Annotated in this window: 14 protein-coding genes; 8 read left to right on the top strand and 6 right to left on the bottom strand. The window is 47.5% G+C overall.

Features of this window, described 5'->3' with window-relative positions:
* The first annotated feature begins 58 nt into the window (after window positions 1–58).
* From DRJ53_RS14110 to DRJ53_RS14075, 8 genes are all read left to right on the top strand, one after another.
* On the top strand, window positions 59–379 hold the full coding sequence (locus DRJ53_RS14110) for an ArsR/SmtB family transcription factor (RefSeq protein ID WP_114236302.1): 321 nt from the start codon (window positions 59–61) through the stop codon (window positions 377–379).
* Entirely contained in the window at window positions 376–876 is a 501-nt protein-coding gene (locus DRJ53_RS14105) for an SRPBCC family protein (RefSeq protein WP_114236301.1), read from the top strand. The genes DRJ53_RS14110 and DRJ53_RS14105 overlap by 4 nt, the downstream gene beginning before the upstream one ends.
* Window positions 877–1,185: 309 nt before the next feature.
* Window positions 1,186–2,049, top strand: a complete 864-nt coding sequence (locus DRJ53_RS14100) for an STAS domain-containing protein (protein WP_114236300.1) — start codon at window positions 1,186–1,188, stop codon at window positions 2,047–2,049.
* Window positions 2,050–2,052: 3 nt separating this feature from the next.
* The gene (locus DRJ53_RS14095; RefSeq protein WP_114236299.1) at window positions 2,053–2,454 is read left to right on the top strand and encodes an STAS domain-containing protein; all 402 of its coding nucleotides are present in this window, start codon (window positions 2,053–2,055) and stop codon (window positions 2,452–2,454) included.
* On the top strand, window positions 2,435–2,848 hold the full coding sequence (locus DRJ53_RS14090; RefSeq protein ID WP_114236298.1) for an anti-sigma regulatory factor: 414 nt from the start codon (window positions 2,435–2,437) through the stop codon (window positions 2,846–2,848). The genes DRJ53_RS14095 and DRJ53_RS14090 overlap by 20 nt, the downstream gene beginning before the upstream one ends.
* The gene (locus DRJ53_RS14085) at window positions 2,841–3,857 is read left to right on the top strand and encodes an ATP-binding SpoIIE family protein phosphatase (protein WP_114236297.1); all 1,017 of its coding nucleotides are present in this window, start codon (window positions 2,841–2,843) and stop codon (window positions 3,855–3,857) included. The genes DRJ53_RS14090 and DRJ53_RS14085 overlap by 8 nt, the downstream gene beginning before the upstream one ends.
* 5 nt (window positions 3,858–3,862) lie before the next feature.
* On the top strand, window positions 3,863–5,503 hold the full coding sequence (locus DRJ53_RS14080; protein ID WP_114236296.1) for a sensor histidine kinase: 1,641 nt from the start codon (window positions 3,863–3,865) through the stop codon (window positions 5,501–5,503).
* A 9-nt stretch (window positions 5,504–5,512) separates the two neighbouring features.
* Complete coding sequence (locus tag DRJ53_RS14075) at window positions 5,513–5,932, top strand: response regulator (RefSeq protein WP_114236295.1); 420 nt, start codon at window positions 5,513–5,515, stop codon at window positions 5,930–5,932.
* A 94-nt stretch (window positions 5,933–6,026) separates the two neighbouring features.
* Here DRJ53_RS14075 and DRJ53_RS14070 read toward each other — a convergent pair whose 3' ends face one another.
* From DRJ53_RS14070 to DRJ53_RS21415, 6 genes are all read right to left on the bottom strand, one after another.
* Entirely contained in the window at window positions 6,027–7,187 is a 1,161-nt protein-coding gene (locus DRJ53_RS14070; protein WP_114236294.1) for a M20 aminoacylase family protein, read from the bottom strand.
* Between the two features lie 434 nt (window positions 7,188–7,621).
* Window positions 7,622–7,879: a hypothetical protein gene (locus tag DRJ53_RS14065; RefSeq protein ID WP_114236293.1), complete on the bottom strand. Its 258-nt coding sequence runs from the start codon at window positions 7,877–7,879 to the stop codon at window positions 7,622–7,624.
* Between the two features lie 347 nt (window positions 7,880–8,226).
* The gene (locus DRJ53_RS14060; RefSeq protein ID WP_114236292.1) at window positions 8,227–9,051 is read right to left on the bottom strand and encodes a hypothetical protein; all 825 of its coding nucleotides are present in this window, start codon (window positions 9,049–9,051) and stop codon (window positions 8,227–8,229) included.
* Window positions 9,052–9,211: 160 nt separating this feature from the next.
* The gene (locus tag DRJ53_RS14055; protein ID WP_114236291.1) at window positions 9,212–9,718 is read right to left on the bottom strand and encodes a hypothetical protein; all 507 of its coding nucleotides are present in this window, start codon (window positions 9,716–9,718) and stop codon (window positions 9,212–9,214) included.
* Between the two features lie 21 nt (window positions 9,719–9,739).
* Window positions 9,740–18,859, bottom strand: a complete 9,120-nt coding sequence (locus tag DRJ53_RS14050) for a hypothetical protein (RefSeq protein WP_162303880.1) — start codon at window positions 18,857–18,859, stop codon at window positions 9,740–9,742.
* The coding region (locus DRJ53_RS21415) for a hypothetical protein (protein ID WP_162303879.1) at window positions 18,859–19,699 on the bottom strand (841 nt) is incomplete at its 5' end. The genes DRJ53_RS14050 and DRJ53_RS21415, both read right to left, overlap by 1 nt.

Genomic DNA, 19,699 nt, shown 5'->3' with positions numbered 1-19,699 from the left:
ACCGAATAGTTGCACATAAATTTGCAACCATATGGTTTCATAAAAGATTTGCACCATTATGAGAAGAGATATTTTCCAGGCCATAGCCGATCCCACAAGGCGGGCCATCATTACACTAATTGCCCTGCAGGCAATGACACCCAACGCCATTGCCGAAAATTTTAATACCACCCGCCAGGCCGTTTCCAAACACCTGCGCATACTTACCGAATGCGAACTGGTGCAACAGGAACAACAAGGCCGCGAAATCTACTATTCACTCCAGGTTGAAAAAATGAAAGAGATCGACAAGTGGCTCGATCAGTTCAGAGCCCTTTGGGAAACCAGGTTCAATCAGCTGGACAACGTATTATCTACACTTAAAAAAAAGAAAAAATGACAACCAATTTGCTATTCGATTTTGTAGTTGACAAAGCAACCAGCACGGTGTACGTCAACAGGGAATTTGCAGCCAGCCAGTCGTTGGTTTGGGATGCATTTACCAAACAGGAAATACTGGACCAGTGGTGGGCGCCCAAACCTTGGGTATCCAAAACAAAAGTGATGGACTTTACGGTTGGCGGCCGTCGGTTTTATGCCATGGTAAGCCCCGAAGGCGATGAGCATTGGTCGGTTCAAAAGTATACATCCATCACACCCAAAACCGGTTTTAGCATGCTCAATGCTTTTGCCGATAAGGATGAAAATCCACAACTACCCGGCTCCAATTGGGACCTGACTTTTAGCGAGCAAAACGGCACAACAACAGTGAGGATTGTGATCCACAACGAATCTGCGGAACGATTTGAGCAGATGCTCCAAATGGGCTTCCAGGGCGGATTTACCATGACCTTGGATTACCTCGACCAGTTGTTGGCAACATTATCAAAACAGTAAATGGAAAGTAGTATTGCAGCTGATATCTAGCGGGCAAATTCGGATTAACATTGCCCTTTACAACTGGTAATCTTAATCATACATATGCCCATAATTTGGTAGGTAATTTTAAAAAATCCACCTGCACCCTGCGCCATTGCTCATTGTATGTGCAGCCAACCATTGGCTGCACATCTTTTTTTATCACCAGGGGTTTACAATTGATGCATATTCGCTTTCAGCAATGGGCAATATTACTTTGATTGTTCCCCGCTAAAATTTTGTTTAACCCACCCGATTTCACCTACTTTTATTCCTCAACGTATTAACATGAAAATAGACATTGCCAGACTGCTTCAAAAGAAAAGAAGCCAAATACTCGAAAACTGGATGACGAATCAGCTGGCTGATGCCGGCCTGCGTGAAGACCTGATGAGCAACGATGATTTGCGGGAGCAGTCCGACGAATTGTTGACCAATTTTTTGAATATTATCAGCGATAAAAACATAGGCGACAGCCAGTCTTCCGACTTCGAGCCGGTGTATGAAATCCTTTCCGGTATTTCCATGTCGCGGGCCCGTCAGGGATACTCTCCCCGCGAAACCGGCGTTTATGTCTTCAGCTTAAAAGATGCGCTGCTTCGCACCCTGCAAACCGAGTTGAAAGACGACCCCGGAGCCATGATAGAAGCGGTGTTGAAAATAAACCGGCTGATGGACAGCATGGGCATCATCACCTTCGAAACCTTCATCAAAGGCCGCGAAGAAGTGATCTTGCGGCAAACCGACGAGATCACAGAAATTTCGACACCCGTTATCCGCGTTTGGGACGGCATTTTGGCCCTGCCCATTATTGGCACGTTGGACAGTGCCCGCACACAAGTGGTGATGGAAAGCTTATTGCAGGAGATTGTGGAAAGCGGAAGCACCATTGCCATCCTGGATATTTCCGGCGTGCCGGCGGTTGATTCGCTGGTGGCGCAACACCTGATTAAAACGGTGGCCGCCACCCGCCTGATGGGCGCCGAATGCATCATCAGCGGTATTCGTCCGGAAATTGCACAAACCGTCGTGCACTTGGGCATTGATCTCTCTAACATTGTTACCAAAGCTTCGCTGGCAAGCGCCTTGCGTTATGCTTACAGCCTGCTGAGGCTCGAAGTCAAAAAAGTTCAAAACAAACACCTTCTCTAGCCTATGGATCGTATTCCAATTCTCCGTATGGGGAAATTTTTACTGGTTACCATACAAATTGATCTCTACGATCGCCTGGCCACCAACCTGGAAACCGACCTTGTGCAAATGGTGAGCAAAACCGGCGCAAGGGGTGTCTTGATCGACATCTCCGCACTGTCCATTGTCGATTCTTTTATGGGCCGCATTTTGGGCAACATCGGCAGCATGTCAAAAATTATGGATGCCGAAACCGTGGTAGTGGGCATGCAGCCTGCCGTGGCCATCACGCTGATTGAACTGGGCCTCGAGCTCAAAGGCGTGCACACGGCGCTCAACGTGGAAAAAGGCATGGAATTACTCACCACAAAAATTGGTTCGTACGAAGATGAAGAACTAGAAGAAGATGAAATTAGTCCTGAATAAAGACAAGATGCTGATTGAAAAAGAGCAGGACGTCGTTCCCTTCCGAAACCGGGTGAAAGAACATGCAGTAAAGATCGGGATGAGTTTACTGAACCAGACAAAACTCATTACAGCAGCATCCGAGCTGGTTCGAAACATGCTCAAATATGCCGGCGGCGGCGTGGCCATTATTGAGGTCATCAGCCAGGGCCGCGACAATGGCATACGTCTGATTTTTCAGGACCAAGGTCCGGGAATAAAAGATATTCCGCAAGCCATGAAAGATGGCTTTTCTACAGGCAAAAGTTTAGGACTGGGCTTGCCGGGCACCAAGCGCCTGGTAAGCGAATTTGACATTAAAAGCAAAGAAGGCGAGGGTACCACCGTCACCATCATAAAGTGGAAGAATGGGTAGGAGAACACATGTGGCGTTGCGGGCCGACGACCGGAGTTATTTCGCCATGCTGAAAAAAGAAATCCACGCAATGGCCGTGGAAGCAGGATTCAGCGAAACAAGGGTGGGAGAAACCGACATTATTGTTGCGGAGTTAACCAGCAACCTGGCAAAACATGCAGGCGGCGGCACCATTTGGGTAAAAGCCGTGGAAGAAGACGGCGTGCCGGGCATCGAACTTATTTCCGTTGACAACGGCCCGGGCATGCAGGATGTAACGCGGATGATGACTGATGGATTTTCTACAAAAAATACATTGGGCCACGGCCTGGGCGCCATGAAGCGGATGGCCGATGTGTTCCAGGTGTTTTCGCAAAAAGACTGGGGAACGGTGTTGCTGGTTCGGGTTTTTGCCGAACCATTCGCAGCTTTTAGGCGGCCGCCAAAAATTGAAGTACGATCGGTGGTGCTGCCCAAACCGACCGAAGAAGCCTGCGGCGACGGATTTTTTTACAAAGAAACCGACGACCATTACCAACTTTTTTTAGGCGATGGACTGGGCCATGGTGCCGATGCAGCCGCAGCGGTGATAAAAGCAGGCGAAGCATTTGAAACCTGCACGGAAACCGACCCGGTGAGCATCATCCGTTTTGTAAACGATAAAGTAAAAAAAACCAGGGGCCTTGTGGGCACAGTGGCGTCGTTTTGCAAACAGCGGCGGGTGTGGCAAATTGTTGGCGTGGGCAACATCAGTACCAAAGTGTACGGCCCTTCGTTTTTGAAAAACTATATGTCGTACAACGGCATCATTGGCCTGAACGTACCCAACACACTCAATGTACAGGAGGTAGCGTACGAACGTGGACAATACCTGGTGATGTGCAGCGATGGATTGAAATCACGCTGGGATACCATAAAATATCCAGGCATTGTGCGCTACGACCTTTCCTTGCTGGCGGCGGCGCTGGTAAAAGATTTTGCCCGCTATACCGATGACATGTCGGTAGCGGCCTGTAAACTAAACTTGTAATCATCATGCACGAAATAGCCCGGGTTACGCTTGAAAATGAGATGGACCTGATTTTAGCGCACCGCCGATCCATGCGCCTGGGCGAAGTGGCCGGCCTGTCGCTGGCGGCGCAAACCAGTTTTGCCACCGCCGTATCGGAAGTGGCACGCAACACCATTGAGCACGGCAAAAGCGGCTGCCTGGTGTTGCAGGTGGAAGTAGAAAGCCGCGACACCTATATTGTGGCCTGCATCAACGACGAGCAGCTCGAAGATGACTACAACCGGCAAGGTTTATCCTACGCCAAAAGGCTCGTTGACAAATACAATGTGACAACCAAAGGCGCGGAAACGTCCATTGAATTGTTTTATTCCGTTTCGCCTGCATTTAAAATTGATATTCACAAGCTGGATGAATGGCGGCAACTGTTTCGCAACGAGCCGCCGGTTTCGGCATATGATGAAATAAAACGAAAGAATGAACAACTGCAGGAGCTTTCGGAAAAATTAAAAAAGAGTGAAGCGCAGTATAAAACACTCACCGGTTCGTTACCACTGATTATTTTTTCCATTGATACCGAAGGGCAATTGCTCTACGCAAACGAATGGCTTACACGGTTAACAGGTTTTACCGCAGATGGGTTAAACACCAGCGGATGGAAAGCCATTGTGTACGAAGAAGATTATCCCTCTTTTTCGCTGTTGCTCAAAAGCAACATCCGGCAGGGTGCTACCACTGTAAAAACGCAAACCCGCATCCGGCACAAAGTAGGCAACGATTACTTATGGCACCAGGTTTCACTTTCGCCACTTACCGATGACAAAGGCGCATTGCTTTACTGGATCGGTTACATCGTTGACATTCATGCGCAAAAGGTGGTGGAAGAAACCCTGAAGGATAATGCGGAATTAAAACAAACGCAGGAAGAGCTGAAAAGAAACCAGCAAACGCTGGAGCAATACATTGAAGAACTGAACCGCAGCAACCACGAGTTGCAACAGTTTGCGTTTGTGGCGTCGCACGACTTGCAGGAACCGGTGCGCAAATTGCTTTTTTACAGCGATTTCCTCATGAGCCGTTATGCATCGGCCATTGATAAAAAAGGCCTTGATTATTTAAACAGCATGCAGGCTGCAGCGCAGCGCATGCGCAACCTCATTCATGACCTGCTTACCTTCTCGCAAATCAACCGCGAGGAAGTACGGTTTAAAGAAGTGGATTTAAATAAGATCGTTGCTGATGCCTGCCAGGATTTTGAAATGGTGATTGAGGAAAAAGGCGCTACGCTCCATATTGCAACACTTCCCACGGTGTGGAGCGATGAACGGATGATGCGCCAGTTGTTTGAAAACATCATCAGCAATTCATTGAAGTACAGCAAGCCATCAGAGAAGCCGGTCATTGACATTTCCTGCGAGGTAAAGGATAAAACAATAGAACTGCGTTTTAGCGACAATGGCATTGGGTTCAATCAAAACTACCTGCCGCAAATGTTTACGCTGTTTCAGCGGCTGCACACCCGTGAAAATTTTGAAGGCACGGGCATGGGTCTCGCCATCTGCAATAAGATTGTAGAAATGCACGGCGGCAAAATATGGGCGGAAGGAAAAGAAGGCGAAGGCGCAATCTTTTATGTTTCCCTGCCGCTGAAAGCCGCTGGCAATTAAATTTGTGCCATGACTGCAAAAAATATTTTGCTGGCCGATGATGATCCGGAGGACAAATCGATTATCCAGGATGCAATGGAAACGCTCCACTCCGCCGATGTGATGCGCTTTGCCGACAACGGGCAGCATGCATGGGAATTGCTGGAGCAATACTGCGCAAAGGATTTTGTTCCGTGCCTGATTGTGCTGGACCTTAACATGCCCAAAATGAATGGTGCGCAAACCCTGGCAAAGATCAAAGACGACAGCCGGTTTAAAAATATTCCCGTCATTATTTATTCCACTTCCATTAACCCGCTGGAAAAAGAGCGGTGCCTTTCGTTAGGCGCACATGCCTATTTTACCAAACCTGTTTCTTTTAAAGAAAGCGTTGAAACTGCGAAGAAGTTCTTGGCTTTTTGTGAACGGGAAAGCTTAGCGCAGGAGTAACGTTGTTGCAGGCATCAATGTTCGCTATTGCGGAACAGATTGTTGCTAAAAAGCTTAATACATCCGTTTAGAAATATGCCATAGTGTTTGGCAGTCACTGAAGATATGATTCAGCCAGGCCTACCCAATAGGCAGCACCGATGGGTAAAATTTCCTGGTCAAAAATATAAGCCGGATGATGCACCATTGGCGTATCGCCATTGCCCAACATACAATAAGCGCCCTTTTTCTGCTGCAGCATAAAAGCAAAATCTTCGCTGCCCATATAAGCGTGCAACGAATCATCAACCGCTTCATCGCTAAAAACGGCGCGGGCCACACCTGCCGCCCACTGCGTGTTTTCGGGAGTGTTGACCAACACCGCACCGGGAATGCCTTCCCGTATTTCGTATTGACAATTGAATGATGCTGCCTGTGCTTTTGTAATAGAGCGGATCTTATCCAGCACCATCTCCCGCAACTGCGGGTCCATATTTCGTATGCTTAAACGCAGGATCGCATGTTTCGGCACCACGTTGCCAGCATTGCCGGAAAGAAAAGCGCCCACCGAAACAACACAATGTTGCCACGGCGACACATTGCGGGAAATAATGGTTTGCAAAGCCATTACCAGCGACGACCCACATACGATCGGGTCAATGCCCAGTTCGGGCATAGAACCATGACTACCCTTGCCGGTTAATTCAATTTCCCAGTTGTCAACCGCTGCCATTGTCTTCCCTTCGCGGAAATAGAGCTTGCCTTTTTGCAGACCGGGCATATTGTGCAAACCATATACTGCATCCACCGGGAAACGTTCAAATAAGCCGTCTTTGATCATAGCCGGACCGCCTTCCATCGTTTCTTCGCCGGGCTGAAAAATAAGTCGCACCGTTCCCCTAAAGTTTTTCGTTTGTGCTAAATAGCTAGCTGCACCCAGCAGCATGGCGGTGTGCCCATCGTGACCACACAGGTGTGCCCTGCCTTCAACTTTGCTTTTGTACAGAAGGTTGTTTTCTTCCTGGATTGGCAGGGCATCAAAATCGGCACGCAGGCCGATAGCTTTATTATTGCTGCCAACAGTTAAGGAAGCCACTATGCCCGTTTTACCAATGCCTTCGGCAACTTCAAAGCCAAACGACCGCAGCTTTTCGGCGATGAAGCCTGCGGTTTCGGTTTCTTCCATGGCCAGTTCCGGATGCTGGTGCAAATGATCCATCCATGCCTTCATATCATTATGCAGAGCCTTTGTGCCGGCTACAATTGCAGTGTGCATACCTCGGGCTTTTTTCAAGCAATAATGATACAACTGTCGTGCTGCTTTTTAAAAACCATTTTGCATCTGTATGCATTAAAACAAAAAGTGCAAATAACTTTTACAGCTGTTTGCACTTTTACTATTTCTGCGGAGAGAGCGGGAAATGAACCCCTAATATTTTTCGTCAAAATAAAATTGTAAATAACTGTTTTACAACGATTTAACTCCACCATCCAACTACAGAAAATTTTGCAAGTGATTTATGTCTCTAAAAGTACACCAGTAAAGGAATAGAGCTACCGCAAATTTAAAAATGAGGATAATGTGAAGGTATAGAAATGCATCGATTTGCATCAGAAATGTTGGATTTGGCACTAGCCTTCATCTTAATGCAGCCAAGCATTTTTCCGATTAGAAGTCCTTCGAAATTGGATAGCACTTTGTGAGGAATTTTAAAAGTTTTGTTTATGAAAGTGTATGCGCCGGTGAAACTGACCACTGTTCGCCGGTTTAAGCTGACCATGTCTCGCCGGTCCAAATTGACCAGGGCTGGCCGGCGTAAATTGACCATTTAAGAAGAGCGCAAAAAGGTTCATGCGGTGTAGGTCGCCGCTGCTATTAGTTTTCCCGAAAACTTCAGCAGGAATGGCGAACAAACCGATCAGCATGAGCAGTGTATCGGCCCCCTTTAAAACTGGAGAGTATTTCAAAAGTAGTTAAGTAGTTTTTAGTATCAAAAGGGTTTGGATTGCAATATTGGTAGGAGAAAGGTGAGAGTGCTTTTCCATTTAGTGAGCCATACCATCGCTTTCCATTTTAACAATTTCAGTAGCGATCAATATTCATTTGTGCATGTTGAATGGAATCAAACTCAAATCGAACGTTTACCTCCCATTGCAAGTTAGATACATAGCCTTGATGTAATTAGCCTACGAGTTGGTGGCAATGACTTGGGTTTCTTGAAGAGACATTAAGGTGTCGGGTCAGGACTGTTCAATAGGCATTGGTAAGTTGAATGAAATCCCCATGAATAGCCATCCAAAATTTTTCATTGCAATTACCACTGGTAGAAATATTGTTCCTTCCATCGCCAATATACACCAGTACCAAAAGCTATTTTCTTATCAGAATCATAAATAAGTACATGCCCTCCGCCCCCTGGATATGCCTCCTCATCGTGCTGGTAAACCGCCCAAAAGCCTTGATTGTCTGGTCTCTCGGTTTGGCTGGATTTCTTCATTGACTTAAACCATTCATGCATCTCTTTTGCCTTAATGGGCCTAGCATTTTCATTTTTGGTACGTGGAGGAGTTATGGTATCACACCAATGGTGAAATATTCCTCTGCCTTCACTATTCTTTCTTAATAATTCATTATAGCCAGCCCGGATAAAGGCACTTGATAAATAATGAGTACAATGGTTCTGATTTGGAAGGGTTGCGCCCAATTCACATTCATTCTTGTACTTAGATGCAGCGTCAGACAGTGTTTTGGCTAAGGGTCTACTAGCTACCAATTCAGTGATATCACTTTCTGTTGCTAAAGGAGGATCGCCTAATTTATGTATAGGAAGAGGTGGTTCACGGTTGTCAATGCCATCAATTAGACTCACCGTATAATGATCTACAATATAAGGAGTTGTCATCATTCCAGAACAACCCGGGCGCATAGTGATTCTTACAAACCCTTCGGATGTTTCTTCCTCGTCAAGAATATCATCAGAATTGAATGAATAAATTTTACTTGCACTTTCAACCAACAAAAAATTGCCCGGAAAATTTCGATCGAGGAGCTTCTTACCAGTAAAAGTATGGTAGTGGCTTTGTAAAGCGGAATGCTGCACCACATCAAGTGCTGTTGGATTTTTTGTTTTTTTGGGCATAATGGTACTTTTATTAAATCCTAATAACACAAATAACTTCTAAGAATAATCCTTAGTTAACTTTTTATATTAACTCAATAAGGAACGATTTGATGAGGGCCTATGTGCCGCAATGTGAACTTCGAATCATTATCATAGGTACTCCCTTTGATCAGCTCTTTTAGCTTTGAGGGATTGAGCCTGCAGCTACTTGGGCTTGAACTTGAGTATTACTATCCGCAGGAGGGCCTAAAATAATGCGCTCCAGTAGTGGGACGATAAGTCCTGTATAAATAATGAGCAGTATGGAAGCCAGCACTGGTTGATACCAATGGCAGACTTCTCCTTGATCTACCTTGCCGCACAAAAGGTGTTGAAGCAGCTCATCCCCAATGGCATAAATCCACACGGCTAATGACACCGTTGCAATGATGGAGTGGAAAACCGCGGCTTTCTTTACGGCTATCAAGCCCATAGGCTGATCGTTGTCCTTCACCGAAAAATAAGTCCACACGGGTGTAATCACTCCTAGTAAGATTAGCACCCATAGGTAATAATTTAAGTAATCGGTGTTGGGCTTTAATAAACCTGCAATGGCCGTATACACCGCAATGATTTCACTGGGAATATACTTTATAATCTTAGCCAAATAGGTATCGTCGTTTCTGACAGCAGGACGTAAAATCATGATGTTTGTTTTAGTGATGGTTTAGATGTTGAATTCAATTTCTTTAATAGATAAAAGCTTGCGTTCCCCACCTGAGTTTTCAGGGGAGGTATAAAGCTGGATGTACACCTTTATGCGCCCACCTGTTGCCACAGCACCTGCTGTAAACATGGGCAGCTTTTTGATTTGCTGCACGATGGTGGAAAGCGTTGACGTCGCCAGCCGTTCAAGGGGCAGGGAGAGGTGGCAGGCTGTTTCAAGGCCTTTTTTCTTTTCATAGCGAAACTCCAAGTCTATTTTCCGCGCACCGGGTTCAAAGCTTTTCGCCACTTGACGGCACAACGGCGCGAGCACTTCCTTTTCCAAGGTTTCGGGGACAAGAGCAAGGGAGGTGGAAAAACCAGCGGAGAGAAACGCCGCTTTTTCCGGGTAGAGAATATTACCGAAAAGCTGAAGGGGTGTTTCGTAAACAAAGACCGGGTTTACTTTTAAGGTTGAACTGGCGTTGGAGAAAGTTGTATTGCGCTTCACTTTGATACCCGCATGTACGCTTTCCACCGCCAGCAGATCCAAATCCTTTAACCGCAGCAGCAAGCGACCTTCCTCGGCGGGAATAAATGGCTGCTGGGCCGTGTATTTATCCCCTTTGCGGGTAAATGAAATATCCTTGCCATCCAGCTGATAAAGCAAATCCAGGGAGACGCTAGTGATATTGTTGAGGGTTATGGCCTCTAATTGGCTTTTGCTATTGTAGTGTACACGCATCGGAATACGGTAAGCATCCTCCTCCTGCAAGGCCTTTTGTTGCACTGGGTGTAAAATGGCCGTACACGCTGCCACAAAATTTTTAAGCAAACTAAGGCCACTAGAAGTAAAAGAAAGCAACTCTTTGGCACTGCTTTTCCAAAGGGAAGACGCTTGGCAAATCGCTTCGAAGTTCAGCGGAGCGGACGCCTTTAGCAATCCAAAACCTTTGTTTTTGTTTTTCAACACCACGAGCTCAAAATCATCCTGGGGCAGCAAAAGCGAAGCAATCGTGACCTCATAATCCCACAACCGCACTTGTTTTAAGGTGCCCTTCACAGTTTTGTAATCAGCTCGCTGCGCAACAACGCGGGTGTCGCGTGGATAGCGGCGCAGCACTACCGGAGCTTTGGCCGCTTTTATGGAAAAAGTAGTTGTTGGCTGAAACAACCGAATCCAGTAAGAAGGCTGGTATTCGTCCCAATCTCCTTCGATGTGGTGTTCGATGTAGGCCACCCGAAAACTGCTCTCCACGTCAAATTCGGAAATACTCTGCATAGCCTCGTCGTTTGGCAAGTAATTGAATAGTAACGGCAGGTGCACTTGCCTTTTTTGGGAAAAATCAAGCTTTCCAAAAGCACTAGCATACTCTTTACTCTGGGGATTTGGTTTTGACCACTGAGCTTTTAAGTACAGGCGGCTACCCGCAGGCCAGGCATTGCTTTCGGCTCTGAATTGCAGCACGGTATCCAGCCCGTAGAGGTGCTTTAAGCTTTCTTTGCCATAAAAGCGAACCTTTTGCCGCACGGCTTCCGAGGGTGTTTGTTCACTCGCCCCCACCAGTACCGGCGCCAGCAGGTTCCCGGCAAAAACTTCGGCAATCTTTTCTTTAAACTGCAAAAGATCGTGGAGCAGCACGCGTCCCTCTTCACTTACTAACAACTGCACCGCATTACGGTTTTCCAGCAACAATTCTACCGCTTGGGTAATCGTTTGCATTTCCACATCTAAATCCATATCCTTGTACAAGGCGCTGGAATACAGCTGATTCAGAAGTGGACGAAACGAGAATACTTCATCTATTGCGCCCGTTTGCTGTAGCGCTATAGATTGAAGCGCCGTTCCATTTATTATCCACAAACACTCGCGGTTGGTTTGTGGGTGGAGGCCTGTCCCTAATTTGCTGCCCGCGAAAATTTCTTCAAACCGCGCGGCCAGCGCCTCGCGGCTGCCCCCGTAGAGCACTTCGGTTTGAGAACGCCACACTTCTTCCAACTGCGGGTCCTTACGGACTTCCGGGTCTACATGTTGCTCTGGTCTTTCCAAGAGGAGTTGCACTGAAAGTGGACTAAAATCAGCAGGTATTTTTAATTCATTACCCTTTAATTTGAGCGCATAGATTTGACTGCTCTTTTCAGCATAGTGTACTAGGAGCTTCGCTTTTTTATTTTTCAAATACGCCTCTCCCTTTTTACGAAGCGTATCTTTGAGGGCCTCAGACAGGGTAAGCACGACGCCGCCCTGCCCGTCAAAAACGAGCGCACTTTCTTTCGTTACGTCCCCGAGTTCGTCGAGCACAAAGCTGAACTGATCGATATAACCAACCGCGTTAATGGCCAGGGTGAATGGTTGGAAGTCCTTTGTTTCGGTGTTATAAACTGTGTCCTTTAACGGAAGCGACTGATCGGATTTTTTGTTTACCAGCTGGGCCGGATCCTCCTTGGTCAGAACATGCAGCGCTGCATTCACTAAAGAGAGCAAACTCCCTTTGAGGGCGGGAGCCTGGTCCACGAACCCTTCCTGGAAATAAAGCCCCTTCACCGTAAAATCATCCATAAGAAGTTGATCGCGAATCAGGCCGTATTTCTCCAGAGCAGCCTTTCGTACCTCTTGCTGGATAGCGGTAGTTCCTTTTTCCTTCGTCAAGTAAAAGCCCGGATCAAAACTAAACGTTAGCGCAAGATGCTTGTCCGTGCGCAACGTATAGGTTAGGCCCAGCCCCGGGTACTCTGTTAACCCGACAATGGGATCAAAATAGCAATGCATCACGGCATGCTCACCCGGAATCAGGAAAGCATTTCCAAAGGGGTCGCGCAAATAAAAGCGGGCGCGGGCAACGGGCACTATCCCAACTCCGGCATAACGGTTGAGCGCAGGCATTTGCGGACCATACTTGATGAGCGAAAAGGTATGCTGATAAGGCAGGATCTTTGGGCCTTTCTCAGTGGCTTCCTGTTCGCCGTTTAGGGGAATGACCTGGTGCTGCTGAATTATGTTGAGACCTGTTATCGGCGCCGAAGCGGGCAATAAATCGTAAGCCAAGTTTCCGTAAAGATGCGTCGCATAATGGGCCGCAGGGGATATGGACCGGGTAATGTTCCACCGCTGCTGGTAGGGATGCTGCTTGGGCTGTGCGGTGTACTGCTCCGCGGACTGAAGGGTGTACCTCCCTTTGGCATCATAGCCCTGTACATGAAGGGCATTGTGGTAGGTTTTGATTACGGACTTATCCGCTGCAGCGCCGCCGCGAAGGTGAACCACCACACGAAGGAGATAATGCTCCTGCTCCAGCGTCGCTGACCCGTTCACAATTAACGCAAATCCTTTGCTGTTGACGATGGTATAGTGTTGCAGCAGGGTGAAAAAGGCCCGGTGATTGTTTTTCCCGTTGGCCTCCTCATAATCCGCAAAGTATAGAGGGGCTGGTTGTGGATCCTCGGCTGCCTTTACCGGATTCGACTCTTCGGAAAGATTGGTTTTCAGCAGTGTGAAGCGGGGCCCCGGTAGCGGTAAGGTTTGGTTGTTTTCATCCTGCAGGAAAAACGATGCCTCGAACCGCTCCACTCCACGCTCCCTTAACAGTTCATTGAGCAATTGGAGGTTTCCTTCAAAGTTGCGCTCCAGCAAGAGCACGTTTTTGCGCACAGCGTCCCTGTGCACTCCGAAGAGCATCGTAGTACAGAACGAATACCTATCCGAAGGCAGTGGTGCAGGCTCCTTCCCGTCTTGCTGTACCCAGACACTTACTTTGCCTAATGCAGCCTTTGGATCATCGACAATAAGGGGCAAATGGAAAAGACCGTTGGTTGCGGCACCGGAAGACAGCAGGGGTGTTTCAATTCGGGCCTTATAATAACTCTTTTCCACGGGTGCGGCTACTTCAACGCGCAGCGCGGATTCGGGTTGTGGAATAATGGTGGGATCCAGGTCATTGGCATCAAAATGCAGCACCACTTCTTTTCCCGTACGGTCCCGCAGGGTAAGACAGCGGTCCTTCACCAACAGGCCCTGTTCGTCTACCCCGTGCCCATCCCAAAGGGTAAAGCGGCTCAGGGGGTGCAGTTGGCCCGTGAGGGCATAAAACGGCAAGGTTTTGTGGACAGGGTCGCCTGGGTCGGGACAAATAATTCCCTGACGCAAAAATCGCGACATAAGGGCACCAGTCATAAAGACGGATGCTTTCTTAAAGCACTCGTGATTGGTTATGCCGGTTCCAAAAATCAACGGCTCGATGATTTCGGTTGAAATTCTGGCATACGAGAGCGGCTCTTCCTCGCTAAATTTAGAAAGGTGCTTGCGCAGATCGAGTAAAAGGAATTTCAATACGGTTTTCGCATAATCATTGATAAGAGATTGCACCAAAGAAATCTCCCCCCTTCCAGCCGTGGAGATTTTAGGAGTGGACTGATAGTTATAAAAATCGCGGAAATAAGTATCGAGCACCTGCGTACGGTAGGCAGCATCAACCCTAATGGCATCAAAATCCACCCCATAATTGTTGGTGGCGTCCTTCAGCCGTACGCCAGGCAGCGGTGGGAAGAATATGGGGTGGAGTTCGGTATCTTTCCCCAGCCCGCCTTCCAGATACTGCAATTGAAAGTGAAAATGGGCACTTACCGCATCCTGCCACAAAGCCTCAAAATCTTTGTAGGTCGCACTTTTCGAATCATCCAGACTATTTAAAAAGTGGATCCACAGAGCGGCCCGCTGGCCACTGAGCCGGCCCAATTGATCTTTGAATTTCAATTCAAACAATTCGAACAGCGTCCGTGAAAACTGCCGGTAAGATTCATGGTAAGAGCATCCTGGATGGTCTTTGCTTAAAAAAGCAAAAGAGAAAACCACCTGAGGCTCTGCCACTCCTGCGGAGGAATAACGGTATGTCAGCTCATGCACCAGGTAAAGAGTCAAAGAAGGCTTTACCAAGGGCAGAACAGGGTTTTTAGTGCGTTTGGGCAGCGTTTTGAAGAGTTGAGCCATCTCTTTGCCCTCCCGATCGGAGCCGAGTACAAAGTTAAGCTGCAGCTGATAACGCAGTTGAAAATTAAAGGTGATAGTAATTTTAATAAACCCCGCTTTGATCCGGATTTGAACCCAGACTTTTATAAGAACTTCTGCTTTTATATAAAGGCGAATGGCCTTGTCTTTTTGCACGACCAATCCTTGCCCAATGCCCAGACGAACGAGGAAGCCGCCGCGCACAATCCCGAAATCTACCGAGCCGAACAATTCGAGAATAATGCCGACTTCGCCTGCAATCTTGTAATTATTCAGGACAAGGGCAGTGCCCTGCCTTTTGAGTTGAACCGCTCCTTCCAACACACCGTATACATTCAGCGAGATACCGGCCGTCAGCGGGCCCAGCTGTATTTCCTTGCCCAATCCAAAACGCAGCGCGAGTCCGGCATAGATCGTGGTGGTGCCTTTCTCTGCCGGCCAGTCATAGGCAATATTGCGGAGGACCCCGAAATAGACACCGCCCTTTCCAATAAAGGGAATGAGCTGAAACGCCCCGGAACGGCTGTAATCAAAGCCCCGCGGAAATCCAAGATCGACTTTAAAACTTCCGTTGGTGAACAGGTCCAATCCTATGTTGGGCAGTCCCAAGGACGCAGCCCCCATTTCAATTTGGCGAAAACCCATGGGCGGGGGCACCTCAATGGACCAGAGTCCCTCGTTGCCGATGCGCTGGTATAAAATGGAGAGTTCAAAAAGGTTGACCAAATTCAGATGAAGTCCGTATAAACTGGGATCAGAGAAAATTACCCGTACATCGGCAAACCCATTAATGTGTACATGGGTGGCGAACTGCCAGCCGGCATTGTTATCGATATAAGTGGCAAGTTCGGAGAGTTTTTCCCCACTGGGCAGGCCTTCTTTTACCCGTTCAAAAGCTTCGTAGAAATTCCTAAGGGTGCCTACACCGGCTACTTTTACCCCATATCCCATAGCCAATAAGCGTATCAGTTCACCCTGGTCGTCGCGCAACTTAATCAGCCATTTAACTTTTTCCTTGGCAGTGGGTACAGCAAGGAACAGCTGATTGTTCTTAAAATCTTCCAATAGGTTTTTTCCAAACAGAAAAATTTTACAATCATTGAGTTGCAAGAAAAAGAAGTTATTGATTTGCCCCAAGGCTATGTTTTCCGCCTCAATTTTGATGACCTGCTGTATGCCAAGACTAAACTTATTGGTGTTGATAGTGGGCAGACGCAGAGCAAGAGTAAAATGGTTTAAATCATCCCAGCCCAAGAGCAGATCGGCTTTTACGGAGGGAAATTCCGGAACCAGGTTACCGAGGCTGCCCAGATCCAATTCAAAGTTTAGCCCGTATTTAAACGCCTTAATGGCATTGCTGATCGGCACAAAACCCAAAGCATCCAAATTAAAGGCATCAGCATAGGTGCCTTTCCAGCTGACCAGGAAATTTTTCAGCTTTACCGGAAAATGTTTGAGCAATCCATCAGTGAGCTGGCTTAAATGCAAGTTAGCCGTCAGGTCAAAGAGACTAAAATCCGGAAGCAAAAGTTTTCCCACTCCTACCTTAAATCCCAGGTTTTTAAAATAAAGGGATTCGAATAGCCCCAGCTTTTGTCCGGCGAGCTTAAATTTTGGATTGTCAAAGTCAAAATGGATCCGTCCGTCAAATAAAAAGGCGTTGTGGCCGCCCATACCCGTAAAGGTGACACTGTCCAGCTGCATGGACTGGATAATATTGTCCTTTTCAAAATTAATTTTGAGCAGCGGGTTTTTGTGTACGGTAAATTGATAGGTATCTACGCCATCTTTTTTCTCATAGGTGCCCTTTAACTGAAAGACTTCGTCTCCGGTATCGGCCTTTTTTTCAAAAAATCGCCCGGGCTTAAAATACACTTCGCAATCAAAATCCGTGATGCAGGAATTTTCAAATTCCACCAGCAGTTTTTTGACCATAAATGCCGACTGATCTTCGCCAACTCCATAGGTCACCCAAGCAGAACTTTTAGTGGAAAGCTCTGCATCGAAATAATTTATTTTTCCAAAAAATGATACCTTGTCGATTTGAAACCGATCGGTGGCCGTCAGTTTGTTTTTATCAAATCCTAAGTAGGTGGCGAAGAATTTTTCCGGACAGCGGATCCCTTCAAACAAGCCTTGAAGTGCGGAAGGAAAACTCTCTTTGATGATTCGGTGCTTTAAGCAAACAAGCCCGTTCCATTTTTCCTGAAATAGCTTCCGGTAAATCAGGGTCGTGTTCTGAATGTTGTTTTCCAACTCAGGCAGTTCCTTTTCGACGAACTCCTTTAGTTCGAAAAGGCTCTCCGGCAGTGCTTCCCTGAGGCGCTCTTCGTTGGCCAAATCCTCCAGTTTCACATTGGCTTTTAAGGCTATGCCAACTTTTTGTAACAGCGGTACGCTACGGTAGTTGATCAAGGTTGCCAGCACCTGGTCTTTTTCTTTTTGCAGGAAGTTGAATTTCCAACCCACCGAATCCACCACGCTCTGCACGATACCGGAAGCAGTGAGGTATTGGTGGTGTAAGGGGGTGAGCATAGCCAGCGCATTACTTTTCAACAAACTGCGCTGTAAATCAACCGAAGGCCACGGTACGGTAAAGGGCGTAGAAGAAACGCAAAATTGAAGGCTCTGAGTTCGGTGGGCCTTTTGCTCGTCTTCCCTTATATCAGCCAAAAACCCCTGGGGCGTTGCACTGTTATAAACAATTTCTTCTTCATAGTCTCTTTGGGCCATAAATGACTTGAAATCGTGCCCCGTCCGTACAATGCGTTGCCGTTCGCGCTTTATAAAATTATCCTCCGCATCAAATAGAGTCTCCGTTTTTTGCGGCGATTGTACCAAAAAAGAATTGTGCGCGCTGCTGGAAAAAGGCACCACAGGGATGGGTGCGGTATCATAGACCAACCCAAATAGAACGTCACGAGGTAAGGTGTCTTGTTTATACAGGGGTGCTTCTTGAGGCTGGGCAAAATACCCGGTAGCCTTGCTGCAGGAAAGGTAAGCGGTCTGCGAACCACCTCTAATGTTGAGCAGTGAAGCTTCCTCGCTAAAAAGTCTGAGGGTGGCCACATTGAGTAGGGCACCCTGCCCGCTTACAAACTGCAGCGTGTCGCCCTCGGAAAGCTCCAGGTATTCATTACCGGAGGCACCGATGATCATTTTAATGGGCTTTTGCCTTTTTTTTCCTTTTCCCTTGGCAGGGGGAGAGGAAACGGAGAACGTTCCAACCGGGTTAAAATAGCTCGCAAGCTCACCTTCATTGGGTGAGCCCTGCCAGGTGCCGTCTTTTTGCACCAAACGCAGGCTTTGACGCGCCAACTGAAATCCGGCCTCCTTATCAGGAGTAAAATAAATGTCGAAACCATCGGTAGCTATAAAAGCAGATTTTACCGGGCCTTTCTGCAACAGGGTAAGGCGGTTTGTGGCATCATACGCATAAGTCCCATCCGGGGTGGCAAATGGATTAAACTGCACTGAAAAACCCAAAGACGGCTCCTCCGCAAGAAATGCATAATGTTTCGCCTGCACCTCCACGCTGTTGGGCAGCTGTTTAAAGGGATACGAGAACCGAAACCCGATATAGGCCCCGACAAAACTGGGGGGAGCCGCTACGCTGAATTGAAATACACCATTACCTTCCACTCCGGTAATCGAAAGCCGTACCGCGTCTTGAACCGGGAGGGAGGCATACCGGTTATGGCCGTCGTCGTTTTGTGGCGCAAACACCAAAAAACCCTGGCTCCCTTTCTGCTCTAGCCACACTTTTGTATTGGCATAGAGCTCCAAATACACCTGGTCATCAAAGGCAAACTCAAAAACGTCTTTTTCCAAAAAATACTGACCACCCTGTTCGTAAAACTTGCTAAGCCTAGCGACAATTTTATCGCTTCGGTTACTTAGGTAGAGTAATCCTCTTTGCTGAACAGCAGGATGGCTTGCTAAATAGTCCTGTATGGCCTGGGCACTTAGTTTGGTTTGGTCAAACACCACAATGGTAGCGTCCAAAGTAAATAGCTTGTTTGTATCCAGTGTGGCGCCTCCTCCGCGGAGAAATACGACACTGCGCAAATCTTTCCACTTGGAAGTGTCAGCAGAAGCAGCGAATAAATCGGTGCCATCGATTTTGTACAACAAAGGCATTATTTACGTTTTAATTGGTCAAATAAGAGTAAGGGTAGTTCATCAATCGGTCCACGGACTGTGCGGTAGCCGTTTTTATAACGCCGCTTTACTTTAAGGGCTCCGCCCATTTGAGAACCTAGGCTACCGGCTAGCGTACCCATTTCAACAGGCATCAAAGCACCTTGGGGATTTTTAACCATTAATGCGGTGCTAAGCACAATGCGTGTATAGGCTGAACTACCAAAATGGCAGCACGTCTCGGATGTACAATTTGAAATAATGGATTGCAGTGAGAGGCTGCCCCGGCAATCCTTAAACGCGGGTAAAAGCGATTGGTGAAAAGTTGCAAATTCCGTCTGTCCAATCAGTACTTGGTTGCATTTATTAGTCGCTGAGGTATAGAGGCAGCCCCCTCCTGCGCTGGCGCTGTTGACCGGGCGCAGTAAGGAAGGAGTAGACACCCCCATATAGCGCCAAGAGTTGTTTTGCACGGCACAATCTCCAGCACCGGCTGTTGCTTTTGGGGTGGCAGGATCGTCGTATGGCACCGAAAAAGCCGCCATAGAAGAAAAATAGGGAGACAATTGCAAGTATCCCTGTGGATGGCGCGCTACATCGTAATACCCTACCGTGTCCAAAACATGGGCACGATCCTCATCATCGTTTGCTAGGCCTTTTTCAATCCGTAGACGCATACCCGGCAACAGGTCATGGTAGGTTAAGCTTTCGTCACTTCGGTAGCTATACTGCATACGCCGGTCAAATTGATCCAGGTTGGCCGGTTTAATGTGACCCGGTTTGGCCGGAGCAAATTGATCCAGGCTGGCCGGAACAAACTGACCCACCTGGTGCACTGAT

Origin of the sequence: Paracnuella aquatica (assembly GCF_003332885.2) — a bacterium.
Lineage (GTDB): Bacteria > Bacteroidota > Bacteroidia > Chitinophagales > Chitinophagaceae > Flavisolibacter > Flavisolibacter aquaticus.
This window is presented reverse-complemented; position numbering and strand designations above follow the sequence as displayed.

What these genes read in the sequence shown, in the direction of transcription:
- DRJ53_RS14110 (WP_114236302.1), top strand. Translation starts at nt 59, where the DNA reads ATGAGAAGAGATATTTTCCAGGCCATAGCCGATCCCACAAGGCGGGCC.
- DRJ53_RS14105 (WP_114236301.1), top strand. Translation starts at nt 376, where the DNA reads ATGACAACCAATTTGCTATTCGATTTTGTAGTTGACAAAGCAACCAGC.
- DRJ53_RS14100 (WP_114236300.1), top strand. Translation starts at nt 1,186, where the DNA reads ATGAAAATAGACATTGCCAGACTGCTTCAAAAGAAAAGAAGCCAAATA.
- DRJ53_RS14095 (WP_114236299.1), top strand. Translation starts at nt 2,053, where the DNA reads ATGGATCGTATTCCAATTCTCCGTATGGGGAAATTTTTACTGGTTACC.
- DRJ53_RS14090 (WP_114236298.1), top strand. Translation starts at nt 2,435, where the DNA reads ATGAAATTAGTCCTGAATAAAGACAAGATGCTGATTGAAAAAGAGCAG.
- DRJ53_RS14085 (WP_114236297.1), top strand. Translation starts at nt 2,841, where the DNA reads ATGGGTAGGAGAACACATGTGGCGTTGCGGGCCGACGACCGGAGTTAT.
- DRJ53_RS14080 (WP_114236296.1), top strand. Translation starts at nt 3,863, where the DNA reads ATGCACGAAATAGCCCGGGTTACGCTTGAAAATGAGATGGACCTGATT.
- DRJ53_RS14075 (WP_114236295.1), top strand. Translation starts at nt 5,513, where the DNA reads ATGACTGCAAAAAATATTTTGCTGGCCGATGATGATCCGGAGGACAAA.
- DRJ53_RS14070 (WP_114236294.1), bottom strand. Translation starts at nt 7,187, where the DNA reads ATGCACACTGCAATTGTAGCCGGCACAAAGGCTCTGCATAATGATATG.
- DRJ53_RS14060 (WP_114236292.1), bottom strand. Translation starts at nt 9,051, where the DNA reads ATGCCCAAAAAAACAAAAAATCCAACAGCACTTGATGTGGTGCAGCAT.
- DRJ53_RS14055 (WP_114236291.1), bottom strand. Translation starts at nt 9,718, where the DNA reads ATGATTTTACGTCCTGCTGTCAGAAACGACGATACCTATTTGGCTAAG.
- DRJ53_RS14050 (WP_162303880.1), bottom strand. Translation starts at nt 18,859, where the DNA reads ATGCCTTTGTTGTACAAAATCGATGGCACCGATTTATTCGCTGCTTCT.